General features: G+C 65.6%; 17 protein-coding genes. 14 read left to right on the forward strand and 3 right to left on the reverse strand.

Annotated elements, in window-relative coordinates; genetic code table 11:
- Nucleotides 1-166 precede the first annotated feature (166 nt).
- The 7 genes from JN280_RS17590 (at nt 167) to JN280_RS17620 (ending at nt 7,333) form a co-directional block, all read left to right on the forward strand.
- Nucleotides 167-1,786 carry a benzoate-CoA ligase family protein gene (locus JN280_RS17590; protein ID WP_202313903.1) on the forward strand — a complete coding sequence of 540 codons (1,620 nt, stop codon included), beginning with the start codon at nt 167-169 and terminating at the stop codon, nt 1,784-1,786.
- 2 nt (nt 1,787-1,788) lie between these two features.
- The gene (kynA, locus tag JN280_RS17595; protein WP_202313905.1) at nt 1,789-2,625 is read left to right on the forward strand and encodes a tryptophan 2,3-dioxygenase; all 837 of its coding nucleotides are present in this window, start codon (nt 1,789-1,791) and stop codon (nt 2,623-2,625) included.
- A 23-nt stretch (nt 2,626-2,648) separates the two neighbouring features.
- The gene (locus tag JN280_RS17600; protein WP_202313907.1) at nt 2,649-3,788 is read left to right on the forward strand and encodes an ABC transporter substrate-binding protein; all 1,140 of its coding nucleotides are present in this window, start codon (nt 2,649-2,651) and stop codon (nt 3,786-3,788) included.
- 222 nt (nt 3,789-4,010) lie between these two features.
- Nucleotides 4,011-4,931, forward strand: coding sequence for a branched-chain amino acid ABC transporter permease (locus JN280_RS17605; RefSeq protein WP_202313909.1), 921 nt, complete (start codon nt 4,011-4,013; stop codon nt 4,929-4,931).
- Between the two features lie 5 nt (nt 4,932-4,936).
- A complete protein-coding gene (locus JN280_RS17610; RefSeq protein ID WP_202314825.1) occupies nt 4,937-5,908 on the forward strand; it encodes a branched-chain amino acid ABC transporter permease in 972 nt (323 codons plus the stop codon).
- On the forward strand, nt 5,901-6,650 hold the full coding sequence (locus tag JN280_RS17615) for an ABC transporter ATP-binding protein (protein WP_202313911.1): 750 nt from the start codon (nt 5,901-5,903) through the stop codon (nt 6,648-6,650). Before JN280_RS17610 ends, JN280_RS17615 begins: the two co-directional genes overlap by 8 nt.
- A complete protein-coding gene (locus JN280_RS17620; protein ID WP_202313913.1) occupies nt 6,647-7,333 on the forward strand; it encodes an ABC transporter ATP-binding protein in 687 nt (228 codons plus the stop codon). Before JN280_RS17615 ends, JN280_RS17620 begins: the two co-directional genes overlap by 4 nt.
- Nucleotides 7,334-7,369: 36 nt before the next feature.
- Here the strand turns inward: JN280_RS17620 and JN280_RS17625 are convergent, their stop codons facing one another.
- The gene (locus JN280_RS17625) at nt 7,370-8,590 is read right to left on the reverse strand and encodes an amidohydrolase family protein (protein ID WP_202313915.1); all 1,221 of its coding nucleotides are present in this window, start codon (nt 8,588-8,590) and stop codon (nt 7,370-7,372) included.
- Nucleotides 8,591-8,913: 323 nt separating this feature from the next.
- Between JN280_RS17625 and JN280_RS17630 the strand changes: the two genes are divergently transcribed.
- On the forward strand, nt 8,914-9,933 hold the full coding sequence (locus tag JN280_RS17630; RefSeq protein WP_202313917.1) for an NADP-dependent oxidoreductase: 1,020 nt from the start codon (nt 8,914-8,916) through the stop codon (nt 9,931-9,933).
- Nucleotides 9,934-10,044: 111 nt separating this feature from the next.
- On the opposite strand, the gene JN280_RS17635 is transcribed toward JN280_RS17630, so the two are convergent.
- Nucleotides 10,045-10,599, reverse strand: a complete 555-nt coding sequence (locus JN280_RS17635; RefSeq protein ID WP_202313919.1) for a dihydrofolate reductase family protein — start codon at nt 10,597-10,599, stop codon at nt 10,045-10,047.
- Between the two features lie 285 nt (nt 10,600-10,884).
- Between JN280_RS17635 and JN280_RS17640 the strand changes: the two genes are divergently transcribed.
- Nucleotides 10,885-11,511, forward strand: a complete 627-nt coding sequence (locus JN280_RS17640; RefSeq protein ID WP_202313921.1) for a LysE family translocator — start codon at nt 10,885-10,887, stop codon at nt 11,509-11,511.
- A gap of 231 nt (nt 11,512-11,742) precedes the next feature.
- Here JN280_RS17640 and JN280_RS17645 read toward each other — a convergent pair whose 3' ends face one another.
- Nucleotides 11,743-12,930 (reverse strand): NADH:flavin oxidoreductase/NADH oxidase, encoded by a 1,188-nt coding sequence (locus tag JN280_RS17645; protein ID WP_202313923.1) that lies wholly within the window; start codon nt 12,928-12,930, stop codon nt 11,743-11,745.
- Between the two features lie 397 nt (nt 12,931-13,327).
- Between JN280_RS17645 and JN280_RS17650 the strand changes: the two genes are divergently transcribed.
- The 5 genes from JN280_RS17650 (at nt 13,328) to JN280_RS17670 (ending at nt 20,034) form a co-directional block, all read left to right on the forward strand.
- Nucleotides 13,328-14,977, forward strand: a complete 1,650-nt coding sequence (locus tag JN280_RS17650; RefSeq protein WP_202313925.1) for a flavin-containing monooxygenase — start codon at nt 13,328-13,330, stop codon at nt 14,975-14,977.
- Between the two features lie 237 nt (nt 14,978-15,214).
- On the forward strand, nt 15,215-16,861 hold the full coding sequence (locus tag JN280_RS17655) for a long-chain-fatty-acid--CoA ligase (RefSeq protein ID WP_202313927.1): 1,647 nt from the start codon (nt 15,215-15,217) through the stop codon (nt 16,859-16,861).
- 88 nt (nt 16,862-16,949) lie between these two features.
- Nucleotides 16,950-18,080, forward strand: coding sequence for an acyl-CoA dehydrogenase family protein (locus JN280_RS17660; RefSeq protein WP_202313929.1), 1,131 nt, complete (start codon nt 16,950-16,952; stop codon nt 18,078-18,080).
- 20 nt (nt 18,081-18,100) lie between these two features.
- Nucleotides 18,101-18,877 carry an enoyl-CoA hydratase/isomerase family protein gene (locus JN280_RS17665; RefSeq protein WP_202313931.1) on the forward strand — a complete coding sequence of 259 codons (777 nt, stop codon included), beginning with the start codon at nt 18,101-18,103 and terminating at the stop codon, nt 18,875-18,877.
- Nucleotides 18,877-20,034, forward strand: coding sequence for an acyl-CoA dehydrogenase family protein (locus JN280_RS17670; RefSeq protein ID WP_202313933.1), 1,158 nt, complete (start codon nt 18,877-18,879; stop codon nt 20,032-20,034). Before JN280_RS17665 ends, JN280_RS17670 begins: the two co-directional genes overlap by 1 nt.
- Nucleotides 20,035-20,063: the final 29 nt, after the last annotated feature.

The raw sequence follows: 20,063 nt of genomic DNA on the forward strand, positions 1-20,063 counted from the left end.
GTTCGACCTGTCTCCACGGCCACGTCGCTTGTGCCGGCGGGCGCCGGCTGCGGCGCGCGGCCGCTGTCGGCCTGCTTGCCGACCTCCCTTCGCCGCAACCCGATCAGGCAGCCGGCCCGCGTACAGTGCGTGCCGGGCAGCCTGCGACCGATGTAAGGCCACGACCATGCTTGGACCGACAGCGCATATCGACACATTCGCGCGCGACAACCTGCCGCCGCCGGAGCAGTGGCCGGACTTCCTGCTCGACGGTTTCGACTATCCCGACCATCTCAATGCCGCGGTCGAGTTGACCGACGCCATGGTCGCGAAAGGGTTCGGCGACAATACGGCGCTGATCGGCAACGGCCGCCGCCGCACCTACAAGGAACTGGCGGACTGGACGAACCGGCTGGCGCATGCTCTCGTCGAGGATTATGGCGTAAAGCCTGGAAATCGCGTGCTGATCCGCTCCGCCAACAATCCCGCCATGGTCGCCTGCTGGCTGGCCGCCACCAAGGCGGGCGCGGTGGTGGTCAACACAATGCCCATGCTGCGCGCCCGGGAACTCGGCCAGATCGTCGACAAGGCGCAGGTCTCGCTGGCGCTCTGCGACACCCGCATCAAGGACGAGCTGGTCGCCTGCGCCAAGGAGAGCCGCTTCCTCAAGCAGGTGGTCGGCTTCGACGGCACGGCCAATCACGACGCCGAGCTCGACCGCATCGCGCTCAACAAGTCGGTGAAGTTCGACGCCGTCAATACCGGCCGCGACGACGTCGCGCTGCTCGGCTTCACCTCGGGCACGACAGGCGAGCCGAAGGCGACGATGCATTTCCATCGCGACCTGCTGATCGTCGCCGACGGCTATGCGCGGGAAGTGCTCGGCGTGACGCCCGAAGACGTGTTCGTCGGATCGCCGCCTCTCGCCTTTACCTTCGGCCTCGGCGGCCTGGCGATCTTCCCGCTGCGCTTCGGAGCGGCCGCGACGCTTCTCGAAAGCGCCACCCCGCCGAACATGATCGAGATCATCGAGACCTACAAGGCGACGATCTGCTTCACCGCGCCCACCGCCTATCGCGCCATGCTCGCGGCGATGGAAAACGGCGCCGATCTCTCCTCGCTGCGCCTGGCCGTCTCGGCCGGCGAGACCTTGCCTGCGCCGGTCTATGAGGACTGGTGCCGCAAGACCGGCAAGCCGATCCTCGACGGCATCGGCGCCACCGAGATGCTGCACATCTTCATCACCAACCGCTTGGGCGACTCCCGCGCCGCGACCACGGGCAAGCCGGTCACCGGCTACGAGGCCAGGATCGTCGACGCCGATATGAACGAAGTGCCGCGAGGCGAGGTGGGGCGGCTTGCCGTGCGAGGGCCGACCGGCTGCCGCTATCTCGCCGATAAGCGCCAGGAGAAATATGTCCGCGACGGCTGGAACCTGACGGGGGACTCCTTTGTCCAGGATGCCGACGGCTACTTCCATTTCGCCGCCCGCTCCGACGACATGATCATCTCGGCCGGCTACAACATTGCCGGCCCCGAGGTTGAAGCGGCGCTGCTCGCCCATGCCGACGTGCGCGAATGCGCCGTCATCGGCAAGGCGGACGAGCAGCGCGGCCAGATCGTGGAAGCCCATGTCGTGCTGGTCGAGGGCGTCACCGCCGACGCCGCGACGGTCAAGCGCCTGCAGGATCACGTGAAGGCGACGATTGCGCCTTACAAATATCCGCGCTCGGTCGTCTTCCTCGACGCGTTGCCCAAGACGCAAACCGGCAAGATCCAGCGTTTCCGCCTGCGTGAGGGGCATTGAGCATGGCCGAGACGCGCGACGAACGCGAGGACGGCATCCGCACGGCCGTGGCTGCGCCCATGTCCTACAGCGACTATCTGCATCTCGACCAGCTTCTCGCGGCACAATCGGCATTGTCGGATTCGCCCGATGAGCTCCTGTTCATCATCCAGCACCAGACCTCGGAACTGTGGATGAAGCTTGCCATCCACGAGGCAGGCTCCGCCTGCGCCGCCATCCGCGAGGACCGGCTGGAGCCGGCCTTCAAGATGCTGACACGCGTGGCGCGGATCTTCGAACAGCTGAACAGCGCCTGGGACGTGCTGCGCACGATGACACCCAGCGAATACACCAAGTTTCGCGGCGCGCTCGGCCAGTCCTCGGGTTTCCAGTCCTGGCAGTACCGGGCGATCGAGTTTCTTGCCGGCAACCGCAATCTGGCGATGCTGAAGCCGCATGCCGATCGCGCCGAGGCGTCGGCGAAGCTGGAGGCGATCCTGGCGCGGCCGAGCCTCTATGACGAGGCGCTGCGCCTGCTCGCGCGGCAGGGTTTCGACATCGGCCCCGACGCCGCCCGCACCGACTGGCGCGGGTCGCGGCAGGAGAACGAGGCCGTGCTCACCGCATGGAAGGCCGTCTATGCCGAGCCGGAGCGGCATTGGATGCTCTACGAGCTGGCCGAGAAGCTGGTCGATTTCGAGGACTATTTCCGCCGCTGGCGCTTCAATCACGTCACCACGGTCGAACGGATCATCGGCCTCAAGAAGGGAACGGGCGGAACCGGGGGAGTATCCTATCTCCGCCGGATGCTGGAGGTTGTACTTTTCCCAGAACTCTGGAAAGTGCGTACCGAACTCTAGAAAACAACGGGAGGAGCGAGACGATGAAGAGAATTCTTACGGCGAGCCTGATGGCCCTGTCGATCGGCGTGTCGGGAGCGGCATTCGCCGAACCGATCAAGATCGGTATGATCACGACGCTGTCGGGCGGCGGTTCGGGCCTGGGCATCGACGTGCGCGACGGCTTCATGCTGGCGCTCGAACAGTCGGGCAACAAGGAGATCGAGGTCGTCACAGAGGACGACGCCCAGAAGCCGGAAATGGCCGTCCAGATCGCCGACAAGATGATCCAGAGCGACAAGGTCGACATCCTCACCGGCATCATCTGGTCGAACCTCGCCATGGCCGTGGTGCCGAATGCGGTTGCGCAGGGCAAGTTCTATCTGTCGCCGAATGCCGGGCCGTCGGCACTGGCCGGCGCCAAATGCAACGAGAACTATTTCAACGTCGCGTGGCAGAACGACAATCTCCATGAGGCGATGGGCGCCTATGCGAACCAGGCCGGTTACAAGAAGTCCTTCATCCTGGCCCCCAACTATCCGGCCGGCACCGATGCCCTGACCGGCTACAAGCGCTTCTACAAGGGCGATCTCGCCGGCGAGCTCTACACCAAGCTTGGTCAGACCGATTACGCGGCCGAGATCGCGCAGATCCGTGATTCCGGCGCCGATTCCGTCTACATCTTCCTGCCCGGGGGCATGGGCATCGCGTTCATGAAGCAATATGCCCAGTCGGGCGTGAAGATTCCTGTCACCGGGCCGGGCTTCTCCTTCGACCAGGATGTGCTCGGCGCGATCGGAGATGCGGCCGTCGGCGTCAGGAACACCGCGCAATGGTCGCCCGACCTCGACAACGAGACGAACAAGAAGTTCGTGGAGACCTTCAAGGCCAAGTACGGGCGCATCCCCTCGCTCTACGCCAGCCAGGGCTTCGACACGGCGAACCTCATCGTCGCCGCCGCCTCCAAGGCGAGCGTCAAGGACGCCGAAGCGTTCCGTGCCGCGCTCAAGGAGGCCGGCTTCGAATCGACCCGCGGCGACTTCAAGTTCGGCAACAACAACCATCCGATCCAGGACGTCTATGTCCGCGAGGTGATCAAGGACGGCGACGTCATTACCAACAAGATCGTCGGCACGGCCTTCGAAGACCATCAGGACGCCTACGCCAAGGACTGCAAGATGTAATTGCGGCAGCCTCTCTTCTCCCCGCTTGCGGGAGAAGATGCCGGTCCACCCTCCGCAGCTGCTGCGCAACTGCTGCGGAGGACGGGCAGGCAGGTGGGGCGGCGGAACGCTGAGATATCGCCTTACCCTCTCACCGTAGTCGGGAGGGGGGTCGCCGCCGCCGAGTCCGCTCCGCCGCCAAAGCAGCCAAGCTGCACGTCAGTTCTAAGACCGGGAACCATTTTGTCGATCGCACTTCTCCTGGAGCAGTTGCTCAACGGCCTGCAGTTCGGCGTCATGCTGTTCCTGATGGCCGCCGGGCTGACGCTCATCTTCGGCGTCATGGGCCTGATCAATCTTGCCCATGGCTCGCTCTACATGATCGGCGCCTTCGCCTGCGCGGCGGTCGCTGCCGCGACCGGCTCGTTCTGGATCGGGCTGGCGGCGAGCCTCGCCGCGGCGGCCGCCGCCGGCGCGCTGGTCGAGATTCTCGTCGTGCGCCGCCTCTATGAGCGGGATCATCTCGACCAGGTGCTGGCCACCTTCGCGTTGATCCTGATCTTCTCGGAAGGCACGCGCTGGCTGTTCGGCTCGTTTCCACTCTATCTCGACATACCGCCCCAGCTCTCGGGTGCCGTCGAGCTTCCGGGCGGCTTCAGCTATCCGCTGTACCGGCTCGCCATCATCGGCGTCGGCATCGCCGTCGCCGTCGGGCTCTATTGGCTGATCGCGCGCACGCGGCTCGGCATGCGCATCCGAGCCGGCGAATCCGACCGCGAGATGATAGCCGCGCTTGGCGTCGACATCCGCACCCTCTACACCATCGTCTTCGCGCTGGGCGCGGCACTGGCGGGCCTGGCTGGCGCTCTGGTCGGCGCGCTGCAATCCGTGCAGGTCGGCATGGGCGAGCCGGTGCTTATCCTCGCCTTCGTGGTGATCGTTATCGGCGGCATCGGCTCGATCAAGGGTGCGCTGGTCGGGGCGCTCCTTGTCGGGCTGATCGACACGCTGGGACGCTTCCTCCTGCCGAAGCTCTTCAGCCTGTTCCTCGGGCCGTCGGACGGAGCGACGGTCGGGGCCGCGCTCGCCTCGATGCTGATCTATGTCGTGATGGCGTTGATCCTGGCGGTCCGGCCGAAAGGCCTGTTTGCGGTGACGGCATGACTGCGATGCGCCGCGAAACGATAGTCAACTGGTCGCTTGCCGGCCTGCTGCTGGCCCTGCCATTCGCCGCGCAGGCGCTGGGCGAGCCGTTCTACATCACGCTCGCGACCCGCATGGCGATCCTCGCCCTCGCAGCCGTCGGCCTCAATCTCGCCCTCGGTCTCGGCGGGCTGGTGTCCTTCGGCCATGCCGCCTTCTTCGGCATCGGCGGCTACGCCGCCGGCATACTGGGCATGCACGCTCTCAATGCCGAGCCGCTGTTTCTGGGCATTCCAGCCAGCGACCAGATCTGGGTAGCCTGGCTGGTCGCGATCGTGGTTTGCGCGCTCGTGGCGTTGGCGACCGGTGTGATCAGTCTGCGTACATCGGGCGTCTACTTCATCATGATCACGCTCGCATTCGCGCAGATGATCTACTATTTCGCCATCTCCTGGCCGGCCTATGGTGGAGAGGACGGCCTGTCGCTGCCGTTGCGCAGCGCCTTTCCCGGCCTGAACACGGCCGATCCCTTGACCTTCTTCCTGCTTTCTTTCGCCGTTCTGGCGGTCACCCTCGTGCTGTTCGCGCTTGTCGGCGGCTCTCGCTTCGGCACCGCTTTGCAGGCGGCACGGCAGAACGAGGCGCGGCTCGCAGCGGTCGGCATCGAGCCGTTCCACACAAGGCTCGTCGCCTATGTCATGTCCGCTGCGATTACCGGCGTGGCGGGCGTGCTCTTCGCCAATCTCAACCGCTTCGTCAGTCCGTCCATGTTGTCCTGGCAGATGTCGGGCGAGTTGATCGTGCTGATCATCCTCGGCGGCACGGCGCGACTCTTCGGCCCGATTGCCGGTGCGATGCTGTTCGTGCTTTTCGAATTCGTGCTGGGCGGCATGACCGAGCGCTGGCAGTTCTTCCTCGGGCTGATCCTGCTCGCCGTGGTACTCTTCGCGCGCGGTGGTATCGTCGGCCTGCTCGCGGGGAAAGCGCGCCATGGCTGAGCCGATCCTTGCCATCCGCGACCTCACCAAGACCTTCGGCGCTCTCAAGGCGACGGATGGCGTCAGCCTCGAGCTGCGGCCGGGCGAGATCCATGCGCTGATCGGCCCGAACGGCGCCGGCAAGTCGACGCTTATCCACCAGATCTCCGGCACGATCCGGCCCGATGGCGGCACCATCTCCTTCCTCGGCCGCGATGTCGGCCCGCTCGACGTGGCCGAGCGGGCGCGGCTCGGGCTCGGGCGAAGCTTCCAGATCTCGTCCCTGGCGCCCGAATTCTCCGCCCTGCGCAACGTGATGCTGGCGGTGCAGGCACGCCAGGGCAAAACCTTCCGCTTTCTCCGGCCGGTGATGCGGGACCGTTCGCTGACCGAGCCGGCCATGGCCATGCTCGAACGTGTGGGCCTTGCCGACCGCGCGTCGCTGCCGTCCGCGGAACTGTCCCACGGCGAAAAGCGCCAGCTTGAGATTGCCATCGCGCTTGCCCTGGGGCCAAAAGCCTTCCTGCTCGACGAGCCGATGGCCGGCATGGGACCTGAAGGATCGAAGCGTCTCACCGGTTTTCTCGACCGACTGCGCGCCGAAGCGCCGATCCTGCTCGTAGAGCACGATATGGACGCCGTCTTTGCGCTGGCCGACCGCATCTCGGTGCTGGTCTATGGACGGGTCATCGCGACCGGGACGGTCGACGAGATCCGCCGCGATGCCGAGGTGCGTCGGGCCTATCTGGGAGAAGAAGCGTGAGCCTGCTCGAAGTGGACCGGCTTGAGAGCTTCTATGGCGCCTCGCAGGCGCTGTTCGGGGTCTCGCTCGCCGTGGCCGAGGGCGAGGTGGTTGCCCTGATGGGCCGCAACGGCATGGGCAAGACGACGACGATCCGCTCCGTGCTGGGTCTCATCCGGCCGCGCGGAGGCCGGATCGCCTTCGGCGGATCCGAGATCGCCGGCATGCGGCCGCACCGCATCGCCCGCCTCGGCATCGGCCTGGTGCCGGAGGGCCGCCGCTGTTTCCCGAATCTCACCGTGCACGAGAACCTGGTCGCCGCCGCGCGCAAGGGCGTCTGGACCGAGGCCCGGGTCACGGAACTCTTTCCGAGGCTCGGTGAACGGCGCGACCAGTTCGCCAGCACGCTGTCGGGCGGCGAGCAGCAGATGCTGGCAGTGGGTCGTGCCTTGATGACCAATCCGCGGCTCATCATCCTCGACGAGGCCACCGAGGGGCTGGCACCCGTCATCCGCAAGGACATCTGGGCGGCGATCCGCACCCTCAAGGCTGCCGGCCAGTCGATCCTCGTCGTCGACAAGACGCTCGCCGAACTGTTGCCCGTGGCGGATCGCTGCTTCGTTCTGGAGAAAGGCACGACCGTCTTCGAGGGAACGCCGCAGGCGCTGACGCCGGAGCTCCAGGACCGGTATCTCGGCGTGTAGCGTCCGGGGTCTATTGGTTCGCGGCCGTGATGGGCGTCATGCTGTGCGCGTGGTTCGCTGAAGCAGCTTGCCATCCGTAGTCACGGCTCTGCCCGCCTTGAAGGCTCGGCGGCCACCGGGAACCGCGACCACGGCTTCCGGCACATGGGCGGCGTCGAGCGCGACGAAATCGGCCGGAGCCCCGACACGCAATCCATAGCTTTCCAGACCGAGCGCGCGTGCGCCGGCTTCCGTCACGGCGTCGAAGGCGGCCGCGAGTTCCTCGTCGGTATAGAAACCGGAGCGATAGCCGATCATCATGGCCCGGCCCAGCATGTCGCCATCGCCATAGGGCCACCAGGAATCCCGGATATTGTCGCTGCCGCCGAAGACGGTGACGCCGGCCTTGCGCAGCGCCAGCACCGGCGGAAAGGGGTGGTCGCCCGGCGCATTGGTCATGATGGCGACTCCCGTCGTCGCGAGCTTCTCCGCAGTTCTGGCCAGGATGTCGGCGGAGACATCGCCCAGGGCATAGGCATGGCTGACGACGACCTTGCCTTCCATGCCGAGCGCGCGCGTGCGCGCGGCGATCTCCTCGATCTGGAAGATGCCGAGCAGGTGGCCGTCATGCAGATGGAGGTCTATCGGAACGCCGCGCTTCTCGGCAATCCCGAACACAATATCGAGATGGCCTTTGACGTCGCGGTCGAAGGATGCCGGGTCGAGCCCGCCGATGGCGTCGCAGCCGAGATCGAAAGCGGCGTCGAGCAGTTCGGCCGTGCCGGGGCAGGCGAGGATGCCGTTCTGGGGGAAGGCAACGAGCTGGATGTCGATCACGTCCCGATATTGTTCGCGCACGGCCAGGATCGTTTCGAGCGGCTTGAGGCCGACGGTTCCGTCGACCATGACGTGGCTGCGCATATGCGTCGTGCCGTGGGAGATGCAGAGCTCGAGCTGGCTGCGGGCGCGCTCATCCATCGGCGCCGCCGTCGCCATGTTCTGCCGCTGGAATTCGACGCGTTCATGGACGTCGAAACCGGCCGTGCAGGGTTTGTGCGGCTTCCATGCGTCGCCGTAGAAGCTGGTGTCGAGATGGATGTGTCCTTCGACGAATCCGGGGACGACCAGTGTATCGCCGAGATCGACGACGGTTCGAACGGTCGCGCCTCTTGCAGCCTCACCGATCGCGGCAATCCGGCCCGCATCTACGGCGATCGCGCCTGAAGTGCCGTCCGCGAAGCGAGCATTCTCGAACAGTGCGTCGAAGGTTTGTGTCATGAAAAGCTCCGGTCAGGCGGATGGGAAAGCGCGGGGCGACTATCCGGCGCACGGCGGCGATTTGGCAAGCGGGCCCTGGGCGGACCATTGCCGGCAGATGGGAGGCGCAGCCGGTTTTCTGCGGGGCGGGCGGCTTCCGTGATGCTCCCGATTGTTCCCGCCGGCCGCGACGATTTCCGTCGACAAGGAGGTTTCCGCGCTTCAGCGACGGGGTATCTTCCGTCGCGAACGCGAAGAATCGATACTGAGCGACAATCTCGGAGTTCCGCGTCCTCGGAACCGGTTTTCCGCATGACCGGGCACTTGATCGAATGGAGGTTCTTATGTCTGCACAAACGAACAGGCGCATCGTCCTGGCGGCGCGGCCGACCGGCCGACCGAAGCCCGGCGACTTCCGCCTGGAAACGACCGCGGTTCCCGAGCCGGGCGAGGGCGAGCTCCTGCTGCAGATACTGTATCTGTCGCTCGATCCCTATATGCGCGGGCGCATGAATGCCGGCAGGTCCTATGCCAAGCCGGTCGAGATCGACGCCGTGATGGAGGGCGGAACGGTTGCGCGTGTCGTGCGGTCGCGCAATCCGGACTTCGCGGAAGGCGAAATCGTCCTGTCCCATTCCGGTTGGCAGAGCTTGGCCCTGTCGGATGGAACGGGTCTTCGCAGGCTCGATCCGGGCGCGGCACCGCTGACCACCGCGCTCGGCGTGATGGGCATGCCGGGCTTCACGGCCTATGCCGGCCTCTTGACGATCGGCCGGCCGCAGCCGGGCGAAACCGTCGTGGTCGCGGCCGCCAGCGGCGCCGTGGGCTCGGCGGTCGGCCAGATCGCCCGGATCAAGGGCGCGCGGGCGGTCGGCATCGCCGGAGGCGAGGACAAATGCCGCTTCGTCCGGGAAGAACTCGGTTTCGACGCGGTCGTGGACCATCGCGCCCCGGATTTTCCGGAAAGACTGAAGGCTGCCTGCCCTGATGGGATCGACGTCTATTTCGAGAATGTCGGTGGCCAGGTCTGGGACGCCGTTTTCCCGCTGCTCAACGACTTTGCCCGAATACCGGTCTGCGGCCTTATCGCCCAATACAACGCCATCGACGACAGCCGGCCGGATCGCCTGCCGGCCGTCATGCGTGAAGTGCTGAGCCGCAGCCTGACGATCCGCGGTTTCATCCAGAGGGAATTCGTCGACCAGCGCCCGGCCTTCTATCGCGACATGGCCGGGTGGATCGCCGCCGGCAAGGTCCGCTACCGCGAGGACATCGTCGACGGGCTCGAGAATGCTCCGGAGGCGCTGATCGGGCTGCTCGAGGGGCGCAATTTCGGCAAGCTTATCATAAGGGTGAGCGCATAAAGACCTGACGCTCGGAATCCGGCAGCAAACGGCAGTGTCCGACCCGGAGCTGTCACACTTACCGATGCACGGGGCCTTCGGCTCCGTGCGCCATGTGGACGATCCGGCAGTTCAGTCTGCCTGCTTCACCGCGTAGCTGTTTATGATGGCGCCGTTTCCCAGACGACGAGTCTCGGTGAGATCGAGCCCCGTCTTCCGACCTGGCTTGAACAGCAGCGTACCCTCGCCCAGAAGCACAGGCACGACGCAAATCATCAACTCGTCGACCAAACCGGCTTCCAGCAGGGAATGCGTAAGGTCGGCGCTGCCGAAGACATAAAGCTCCTTCGTCAGCTCGGCCTTCAGGCGCTTCAGTTCCGGCACGATGTCGGCGGTCACCCGGCTGTTGTTCCAGTCGACCGATGTCAGCGTGCGCGAGGCGACCAGTTTCGGCAGCGCGTTCATATAGGTCGCGACCTTGCCCGGCTCGGCCGATCTCCAGTAGTTGGCCATGCCCTCATAGGTCACCCGACCGAAGACGAGCGCCGCGGCATTGTCGCCGAATTCTTCGCTCAGTTTTTCCAGTTCGGGTCCCCAGGCGAGGTTGTGGAAGTCGAGATCCCACTTTTTGGCGCCTTCGAAATAGCCGTCCACGGTCACGAGATTCCAGACGATCAACCTGGCCATGCGCATCCTCCTAAGAATCCAGTTGCAATTTGCAAGCAGATAAGGGCATAGCTTAACTGATCCTGTAATGCAACTGGTTTAAATTTAGGGAAGGCAATGTAGGATGCAGGCCGGTCCGGCTGCCCGACGCGTCTCCCACGAGTTGGTCCCACGGCATCGCCTTCTACACGGCCAACGGGCCAGCCGAACCACTGCACGATCGTCCAAGACCGCCGGATACGCCTCCGCTAGTTTTGTCCTGATGAGCCGTGACCGTTCACCCCTGGTCCTGGGGAGGAGAAGGCGATGGCGACGGAGCTTGCCCGGGACGCGGAACTGTGGCGGTCCTTGCTGGCGCTGGTCATGGCGGCGCTTGCGGTGATGGGCAGCCCGGGACCTTCGACGGTGAGCGTGACCGCCGTCGGCGCCGCATACGGGTTCCGGCGGTCGGTTCCCTATATGTCCGGGCTCGTGGCCGGGACGATCGCCGTGCTTCTCGCCGTTGCCGCAGGCTTCGTGGCGCTGCTTCTGTCGATGCCCCGCCTGTTGCCGCTGCTGGTCGCGGCGTCTGTCGCCTATATCCTCTATCTGGCATTTCGCATCGCGACCGCGCCGCCGCTGGCAAGGCAGGAGCGCGATGCGCCTGCGCCGTCCTTCGCCGGAGGCTTCCTGCTCGGCGTTGCCAACCCGAAGGCCTATCTGGCGATCGCGGCCGTCTTTGCCGGTGCGAGTCTCGCCGCTCAGGCGCCGATCGTGGACGCGGCCGCCAAGATCGTCGTGCTCTCGGCAATGATTGTCTTCATTCATGTCTTCTGGCTGGCGATCGGTGTGTCGCTGGCCGCGCTGTTCTACGACCCGGTCACGTCGCGTCGCACCAACATCGTGCTTGCCCTGTTGCTGGTTGCCACGCTTGTTGTCGGCCTCTTGCCATGACCCCTCTCATGTTGAGGAGCATGGTGCGCCTGCGGCCCGATCCTGCTGATTTGACAACGGATTTCTCCGGCGCGCCGCGTGAGATCCCGGGGTGCATCCCGCGCGCCCCCTCGACCTGTCGATACCGGGCATCGGAAGCGCGGAAAGATGCCATCTGCAGGCCGTCCTCCGCTGAACCTCAACAGGCCCTGGGCCATATGCGGCCTTCAGCTTCGAGCAGCTATCCCTGGGCTATGTGCGGCCTGCGGGCCGATCCCAGGACACGCTTCGGGGACGGTCGAGCTGAAGGGATGTCTCGGGCGGCCTCGCTTCCGGGTGGACGAAACCGAAGCCCAGCCAGTTGTTGGGGCGGGCGCGGATATATTGCGGCGGGTAGCGGATGTCCGCGCCGAGCGCCGCGGCCGCGTGCAGGCCCCAGCGCGGATTGTCGAGCATGGGGCGGGCGAGGGCCACGAAGTCGGCTTCGCCATTCGCCACGATGGCTTCCGCCTGCCGCGGTTGGGCAATCATGCCGACGGCCATGGCGGACAGTCCTGTCCGTTTCTTGATCTCGGTTGCGAAGGACACCTGATGGCCGGGTGCGGCCGGCGGGATCGAGATGCCAGGCGCGATGTTTCCGGCAGACATGACCGCGTAGTCGACACCGACGTCTTCGAGCGCCTGCGCGAGCGCGACCGCGTCCTCGAGCGAGGAGCCGTCGGGGTGCCAGTCCGTGCTGTTGATGCGGAAGCCGAGCGCAATAGCCGGCGGCAGGACGGACCGGACGGCACGAGCGATCCCGATAGCGAAGCGCATACGGTTCTCGCGCGTGCCACCCCACCGGTCAGACCGCCTGTTCGACAGAGGCGAAAGGAAATTGTGGATGAGATAGCCATGGGCGCCATGGATCTCGACGAGATCGAAACCCGCTTGTGCGGCGCGCCGGGCGGAGGCTGCGAAGGCGCCGATGATGCGTTCGATGCCCGTCTCGTCGAGCTCTTCCGGCACCGGCCAATGCCCGTCGAAGGCGAGGGGAGATGGTGCAACAGGTGTCCAGGCGCCCTCTTCCACAGGCAGGGGCTCGCCCTTCCAGCGTTCCGGGATAGTGCGCGTCGATGCCTTCCTGCCGCAATGGGTGAGCTGAATGCCGATCCTGGCGCCGGACAGCTTCCTTGCCTCGTCGAGCAACTTCGCGAGCGCGGTTTCCTGATCGTCGCGGTAGAGCCCGAGGCAGCCATGCGTGCCGCGGCCGATATCCTCCACTGCCGTCGCCTCGACGATCACGAGGCCGGCGCCCGACATCATCAGGCCGCCGACATGGATGAGATGCCATGGCTGCGCCACGCCGTCGACGGCGCTGTATTGGCACATGGGCGAGACGACGATGCGGTTTTCGAGCTCGAGGCTGCCGATCCTGCCGGGGCTGAAGAGTGCGCTCATCTCCGTCGTTTCCTCCCTGCCGTTGTTGCTATCCCGGAGTGACCACGAAACCGCCCGCCCGGCAAACCAAGTCGACGGTGACTTGCCAACTTCACCCATGTGAAAGTTCTTTGGGCGCGACCCCAAATTCATGCGTCCGACCGGGCACCGTGTGTTTCACATTTGTGAAGTTTCTCTTCGCATCCGCGATGCGATTGACTCGCTGGTCGACCTGCTCGATGGTCCTGGCAGAGGCGGTCGCAAGACCGGTTCCTGGGACGATCAGCTCCGCGATTGCGCGTTGGCAGCCGCCCGGCGTGGCCGGCCGGCAGAGCGCATTGCTGCCCGACAGGTGTCGGGCCCGAGCGCACGCACCCAGGGTCCGGATCGCGGCAGTTGCGGTCTGGAGGAGTTTCGCATGACTCAGGGCAATCGGGCTACGAAGAGCAGCGGGGCGTGCCGGGTCGACGTCATCGTCGTCGGCGCCGGCTTCGCCGGGATGTACGCCACCTACAAGTTCCGCGAGATGGGCAAGAACGTCGCCGCGATCGAGGCCGGCGGGGACGTCGGCGGGGTCTGGTACTGGAACCGCTATCCGGGCGCCCGCTGCGACCTGATGAGCGTCGACTACAGCTACGGCTTCTCGCCGGAGATCGAGCAGGAATGGACGTGGAGCGAGCAGTTCGCGGCACAGCCCGAAATCCTCGCCTATGCCAATTTCGTGGCGGACCGGCTCGACCTGCGACGCCACTACAGGTTCAACACGCGCGTGACGCGCGCCGCCTGGGACGAGGAGGCCAAGGTCTGGCGTGCTATCATCGACACCGGCGAAACGCTGGAAGCGCCCTATTGCATCATGGCGACTGGTCCGCTTTCGGTGCCCAAGGATCCCGAAATTCCCGGAATCGAGCGGTTCGAGGGCACACTGCTCCGCGCGCAGAAATGGCCGCACGAACCCGTCGATTTCGCCGGCAAGCGCGTCGGCGTCATCGGCACCGGTTCGACCGGCATCCAGATCATCCAGACCCTGGGCAGGCAGGCAGGCGAACTGTTCGTCTTCCAGCGCACGCCGAGCTTCACGCTGCCGATGCGCAATCACGTGCTCGAGCCCGACTACATCGCCGAGATGAAGCGGCACTACCGCGCGATGCGCGAGGCCATGCGCAACAATCCCACCGGCGGCACGCGGCCGGCGACCTCGCGCCCCTTCTTCAGCCTGCCGCCATCCCAGCGTCGCGAGGTGATGGAGCAGGCCTGGATCAATGGCGGCCACACCTTCCTCGGCTCCTTCGCCGACCTGCTCAGCAACCAGGAGGCCAATGACCAGGTCGCCGACTTCGTGCGCGAGAAGATCGGCCAGATTGTCGAGGATCCGAAGACCGCGGAGGCTCTCAAGCCGCGAGGCTATCCGATCTTCGCCCGCAGGCCCTGCCTCGATACCGAGTATTACGAGACCTACAATCTGCCGAACGTGCATCTGGTCGACGTCTCGAAGGACCCGATCATCGGGATCACAGAGAAGGGCGTCCGCACCGAGAGCGGCGACACCGAACTCGACATGCTGATCTTCGCGACCGGCTACGACGCGCTGACCGGCGCGCTGCTCGCTTTCGACGTGGTCGGCCGTGGCGGCCGCACATTGAAGGACAAATGGAAGAACGGCCCGCGCTCCTATCTCGGCTTCATGGCGGAGGGCTTTCCGAACCTCTTCGCGCCGAGCGGCCCCAACGGACCGGCCGCACTCGCCAACCTCGTCACAATCGCCGAGCACGACGTCGACTGGATCGCCGAAATGGTCTCGTTCATGGAGGCGAACGGCATCCGTACGGTAGAGCCGACCGTCTCGGCCGAGGAAGGCTGGATGGCGCTGGTGCTGTCGATGGCGGAGAAGTCGCTGATCCGCAAGGCCAACACCTGGTGGGTGGGCGCCAACGTCAAGGGCAAGCCGCAGGGCTTGACGATGTTCATCGGCGGTTTCCAGAAGTATCGCGAACTGTGCGCGGCGGCCGCCCAGGACAAGGCGTCCAACTTCGTCTTCGACCGCGCGGCGCAGAGCGCGGCTGCCTGACCGCGCGTTCACCCTCGCAGACGGACGCGCGTGGGCGAGTCCGGCCGCTGAACGTCGACAGGTCGACTTGGAGTTTTTCGTTCCGCTGAAGGATCAGGCGGCCGGGCCGTCAAATGGACTTTCACATAGGTGAAACTTCCCTTCGCATTTGCGTGGTGAATTGACGTGGCGCGCATCGGCTTCGATTTTGCCGCCCCGCCGGGGGAGCGCCGGTGATGGAGTGATGAGGAGCACCCAATGCTAGGCCTGATGCAGGACCGCCCGCTGCTGATCTCGACGCTGATCGACCACGCGGCGCGCTACCATTCCGACGTCGAGATCGTTAGCCGCACCTGCGAGGGGCCGACGGTGCGCACCAACTGGCGCGACCTGTCGAAGCGTATCGCGAAGCTGGCCAACGCACTGAAGAGCATGGGCGTCAAGCCGGGCGACCGCGTGGCCTCGCTCGCCTGGAACACGCACCGCCATGTCGAGCTGTATTTCGCCGTCTCCGGCATCGGCGCGATCCTGAACACGGTCAATCCGCGTCTTTTCCCGGAGCAGGTCGACTACATCGTCAACCATGCCGAGAACCGCGTGCTCTTCTTCGACATCACGTTCTCCGGCCTGGTCGCTGGGCTCCAGTCGAAGTTCCGAACCGTAGAGCGCTACGTCGCGCTCACCGATGCCGGTCACTTGCCGCCCGACGTAGACGGCGTCCTTGCATATGAGGACCTGCTCGCCCCGGAACCGGACACGGTCGAGTGGCCCGTCCTCGACGAGCGGACGGCGTCGGCGCTCTGCTATACGTCAGGGACAACCGGCAATCCGAAGGGCGTGCTCTACTCCCATCGGTCCACGCTGCTGCATTCCTTCATGGTGTGCACGGCGGACGGCTTCCGGCTCTCGAGTGCCGACAGCGTACTCCTGGTCGTGCCGCTGTTCCACGTCAATGCCTGGGGAATCCCCTATGCGGCGGCGATGTGCGGAGCGAAGCTGGTGCTGCCCGGCCCGAAGCTTGACGGCAAGAGCCTGTTCGATCTTGCCGCCGAGGAGCGGTGCACCTTCTCGCTCGGCGTGCCGACGGTCTGGCTCGGCTTCTTCCAGCACATCGATTCGACGCCTGGCATCGATACCTCGGCGCTGCGGCTGGAGCGTGTCGTCGTCGGCGGGTCCGCGGCGCCGCGTGCGATCATTGAACGTTTCCGCGGCCTCGGTGCCTTCGTCATCCACGCCTGGGGCATGAGCGAGACCAGTCCCGTGGCGACTGTCGGCAACCTCCTGCCCAGGCATCGCGACCTGCCGGAGAAGGAACAGGTCGACGTCCAGGTGCGGCAGGGACGCGTCGTCTACGGTGTCGAGTTGAAGATCGTCGACGAGAACCGGAACCCGCTGCCGCAGGACGGCACGGTCGCCGGAGACCTCTACGTGCGGGGCCCCTGGGTCACATCAGGCTATTTCAAGGGTGTCGGCGGCAACATGCTGGACGAGGACGGCTGGTTCCCGACCGGCGACGTCGCCAAGATCGATGCGGACGGTTACGTCGTGCTGACCGACCGGTCGAAGGACGTCATCAAGTCGGGCGGCGAATGGATCTCGTCTATCGACCTCGAAAACGCCGCCGTGGCGCATTCCGACGTGCAGGAAGCTGCCGTCATCGGCCTGCCGCATTCGAAATGGCAGGAGCGTCCGTTCTTGATCATCGTGCCGAAACCCGGCACCGCGCCCAGTCGGGAGGAAATTCTCGGCTTTCTTTCCGAGCGGGTCGCCAAATGGTGGCTGCCGGACGATGTGGCCTTCGTCTCGGAACTGCCGCACACCGCGACCGGCAAGCTGCAGAAGACGAAACTTCGGGAGCAGTTCCGCGATCACATCTTGCCGGTCAACCAGACTTCACATTCATGAAAGTGTTCTGCACGCTTCTGGCGTGATTGCTTCACCGGGCCGCTTCGCATAATCCTTTGGCAACGACCGGTCGCATTAGGGAGGAATGATGCCGCGCGCATTTTTCGACGATCCGGATGGTACCCTCGCAATGTTGCGGGACAGCGTCGAGACGTTGTCCGCCCGCTATGCGGGGCCAGCATCTCTTCGCGCCAAGCGCGCACGCCAGGGCGATACCGATCCCGCGCTGTGGGCCGCAATGGCTGAAGCCGGCTGGACTGGTCTTTTGCTTCCCGAAGATCTCGGCGGCGCTGGCCTTGGCTTCGCCGAGCAGGCGGTGCTGAGCGAGGCTCTCGGCCGCGCGCTGATCTGCGAACCCATCGCCGCCGGCTCGGTCTTCGCCTCCGTGCTGCTGCGCGAGGCGCCTTCCTCCGCAGAGCGTGACCGGCTTGCCGCCGGCCTTGCGGACGGATCGCTGCGCATCTCGCCGGCCTGGCGCCAGCCTTCGCAGCATTCGTCCGGACGGCCGCTGACGGCGTCCGAAGACGCCTCGGGCATTTCCCTCGACGGAGGACTGCAGTTCGTCGATGCGGCGGCGTCCGCGACCGATTTCCTGGTCGTGGCGCCGCTCGCCGACGGTGCGGTGCTGGTGTCGGTGCCGGCATCCGCGCCCGGCGTCTCGCTCGACCAGAAGGCGGGCGTGGATGGCGCGACCATCGGCGCGCTGCGCTTCGGCCGGGTTTTCGTTCCTGCCGAGCGCGTGCTCGCCCGCGCCGGCAGCCTCGACGCGCTTGTCGAGAACGCCGTACTCCATGCCCGCGTCGCGCTTGCGGCCGAACTCGCCGGCATCGCCAGCAAGGCTGTCGAGATGACCATCGCCTACACCAGGGACCGTGTGCAGTTCGGCAAGCCGATCGCGAGCTTCCAGGCTGTCCAGCATCGCCTCGTCGACATGTGGAGCGACGCCGAGTTCGCCTGCGCCTCCGTCGTCAATGCGGTGACGCGCCAGTCCGAGGGCGACGACAAGGAAGCCCGGCTCGCGGTGCTCGCCGCCAAGGCGCGCGGAGGCGACGCGGCGACCTCGATCTGCCGGCGCGCGGTGCACCTGCACGGCGCGATGGGCTTCACCGACGAGCACGACATCGGTCTCTACCTCAAGAGGGCCATCGCGCTCAGCGCCACGCTCGGCCAGCCGGAAGCGCTGCGCCTCGAATTCGTCGAACTGGAACGCGCGGCCTGAGCGGTCGCGGGGAGGATTTCGTGAAAAACAATCTCATCAAGGTCGAGATCACCGACAAGGTCGCCGTCGTCACGCTCGACAACCCGCCGGTCAACGCCTACTCGAAGGAATTCGCCGAGGAACTGATCCACGCCTTCGATGAGTTGAACGACACGCCGGAAGTGCGCTGCATCCTCGTCACCGGCCGCGGCAAGGTGTTTTCGGCCGGTGCCGACATCAAGAACCGCCAGGCCATCGGCGACATCAAGGGCGAGACCTATCGGCATCTGCGCCGCACGCGCGAAGTGTCGAACTGCATCATGGAGTGCAACAAGGCGGTCATAACCGCCGTCAATGGTGCCGCCCTCGGCGCGGGCCTCGGCCCGGTGATCGCGGCGGATATCGTGCTGGCTTCCGAGACCGCCGTGTTCGGCTTGCCCGAGATCGACATCGGCCTGATGGGCGGCGCCCGCCACGCCATGTCGTTCTTCCCGAAGACGCTGGCGAGGCGTATGATCCTCACCGGCTATCGAGTTCCGGCCGCCGAACTCTACCGCCGCGGCATCATCGAGGCCTGCGTGCCGCCTGAGCGGTTGATGGAGGAAGCGATGACGATGGCCCGCACCATCGCCTCCAAGAGCCCGAAGGCGCTGAGCCTCGCCAAGCGCGCCATCAATACGGTCGAGCATATGCCGCTGCGCGATGGCTACCGCTTCGAACAGAACCTGACTGTCGAGATGACCCGCCACGAGGATTCCAAGGAGGCGATGCGCGCCTTCATGGAGAAGCGACCGGCCGTGTTCAAGGACGTGCTGTGATGGCAAGGGACTGGAACGCGCTGTCCGACGAGGACTTCCGCGCCGCCTTCCGCGATCTGGTCGAGCGTCGTCTGCCGGCGGAGCTGCGCTTCATGCGCAAGCAGCGCCCGCTCTTCGACGAGGTTGCCGTATGGTACCATGCGCTCGCCGAGGAGGGGTGGCTGTCGCCGGTCTGGCCGGTGGAACACGGCGGCATGGGGCTGAACCCGGCCAAGCACATGATCTATGTCGAGGAGTGGGGGCGGCTGGGCTGCCCGCGCATCCCGGACCACGGCCTCGGCCTGATCGGCCCGCTGCTGCTCGCCTTCGGCACGGAGGAACAGAAGGCGTACTACCTGCCGAAGATCCTGTCCGGCGAGCACGTCTGGTGCCAGGGCTATTCCGAGCCGAACTCGGGATCGGACCTCGCCAGCCTGCGCACCGCGGCGGTGCGCGACGGCGATCATTTCGTCGTCAACGGCCAGAAGATATGGACGACGCTGGCGCACTGCGCCAACTGGATCTTCGCGCTGGTGCGCACCAGCCGCGACGAGAAGGTGCGCCAGAAGGGCATCACCGTGCTCCTTATCGACATGACCACGCCAGGCGTGAAGGTGCGCCCGATCGCCAACCTGCGCGGCGAGACCGACTTCTGCGAGGTCTTCTTCGACAATGTCCGCGTCCCTGTCGAGAACGTCGTCGGCGAGGTGGACCAGGGCTGGAACGTCGCGAAGTCCGTGCTCGGCCACGAACGCATCTTCCTCGGCGCGCCGACGCGCCCGGAGATCGCGATCGAGCGCCTCGAGAAGCTGGCCGGTGCGCGCGGCGCGTTCAACGACCCGGCCTTCCTGTCGCGCTACGCCAGGCACCGGCTCGACCTCTACGACCTCGGCTCGGCCTTTGAGCGTTTCGCCAAGGTGCTGCGCGAGGGCGGAGAACTGGGCGCGGACGTCTCGATCCTGAAGATCTTCACCACCGAGCTCTACCAGCGCATCACCGAGGAGACGATCGCGCTTGCCGGCGAGGACGCCCGCTACTTCGACGACATCGAGGCGGGCAACGACCAGGTCGATGCGATGAACCTGTTCCTCGATTCGCGCGCGCCGGCGATCTTCGGCGGCTCGAACGAGATCCAGAGGAACATCCTTTCCAAGGCCGTGCTTGGACTGCCGGGCTGAACAGAACGACAACCGTCGGCCGCACGCTG

Source organism: Mesorhizobium sp. L-8-10 (genome assembly GCF_016756635.1).
Taxonomy (GTDB): Bacteria; Pseudomonadota; Alphaproteobacteria; order Rhizobiales; family Rhizobiaceae.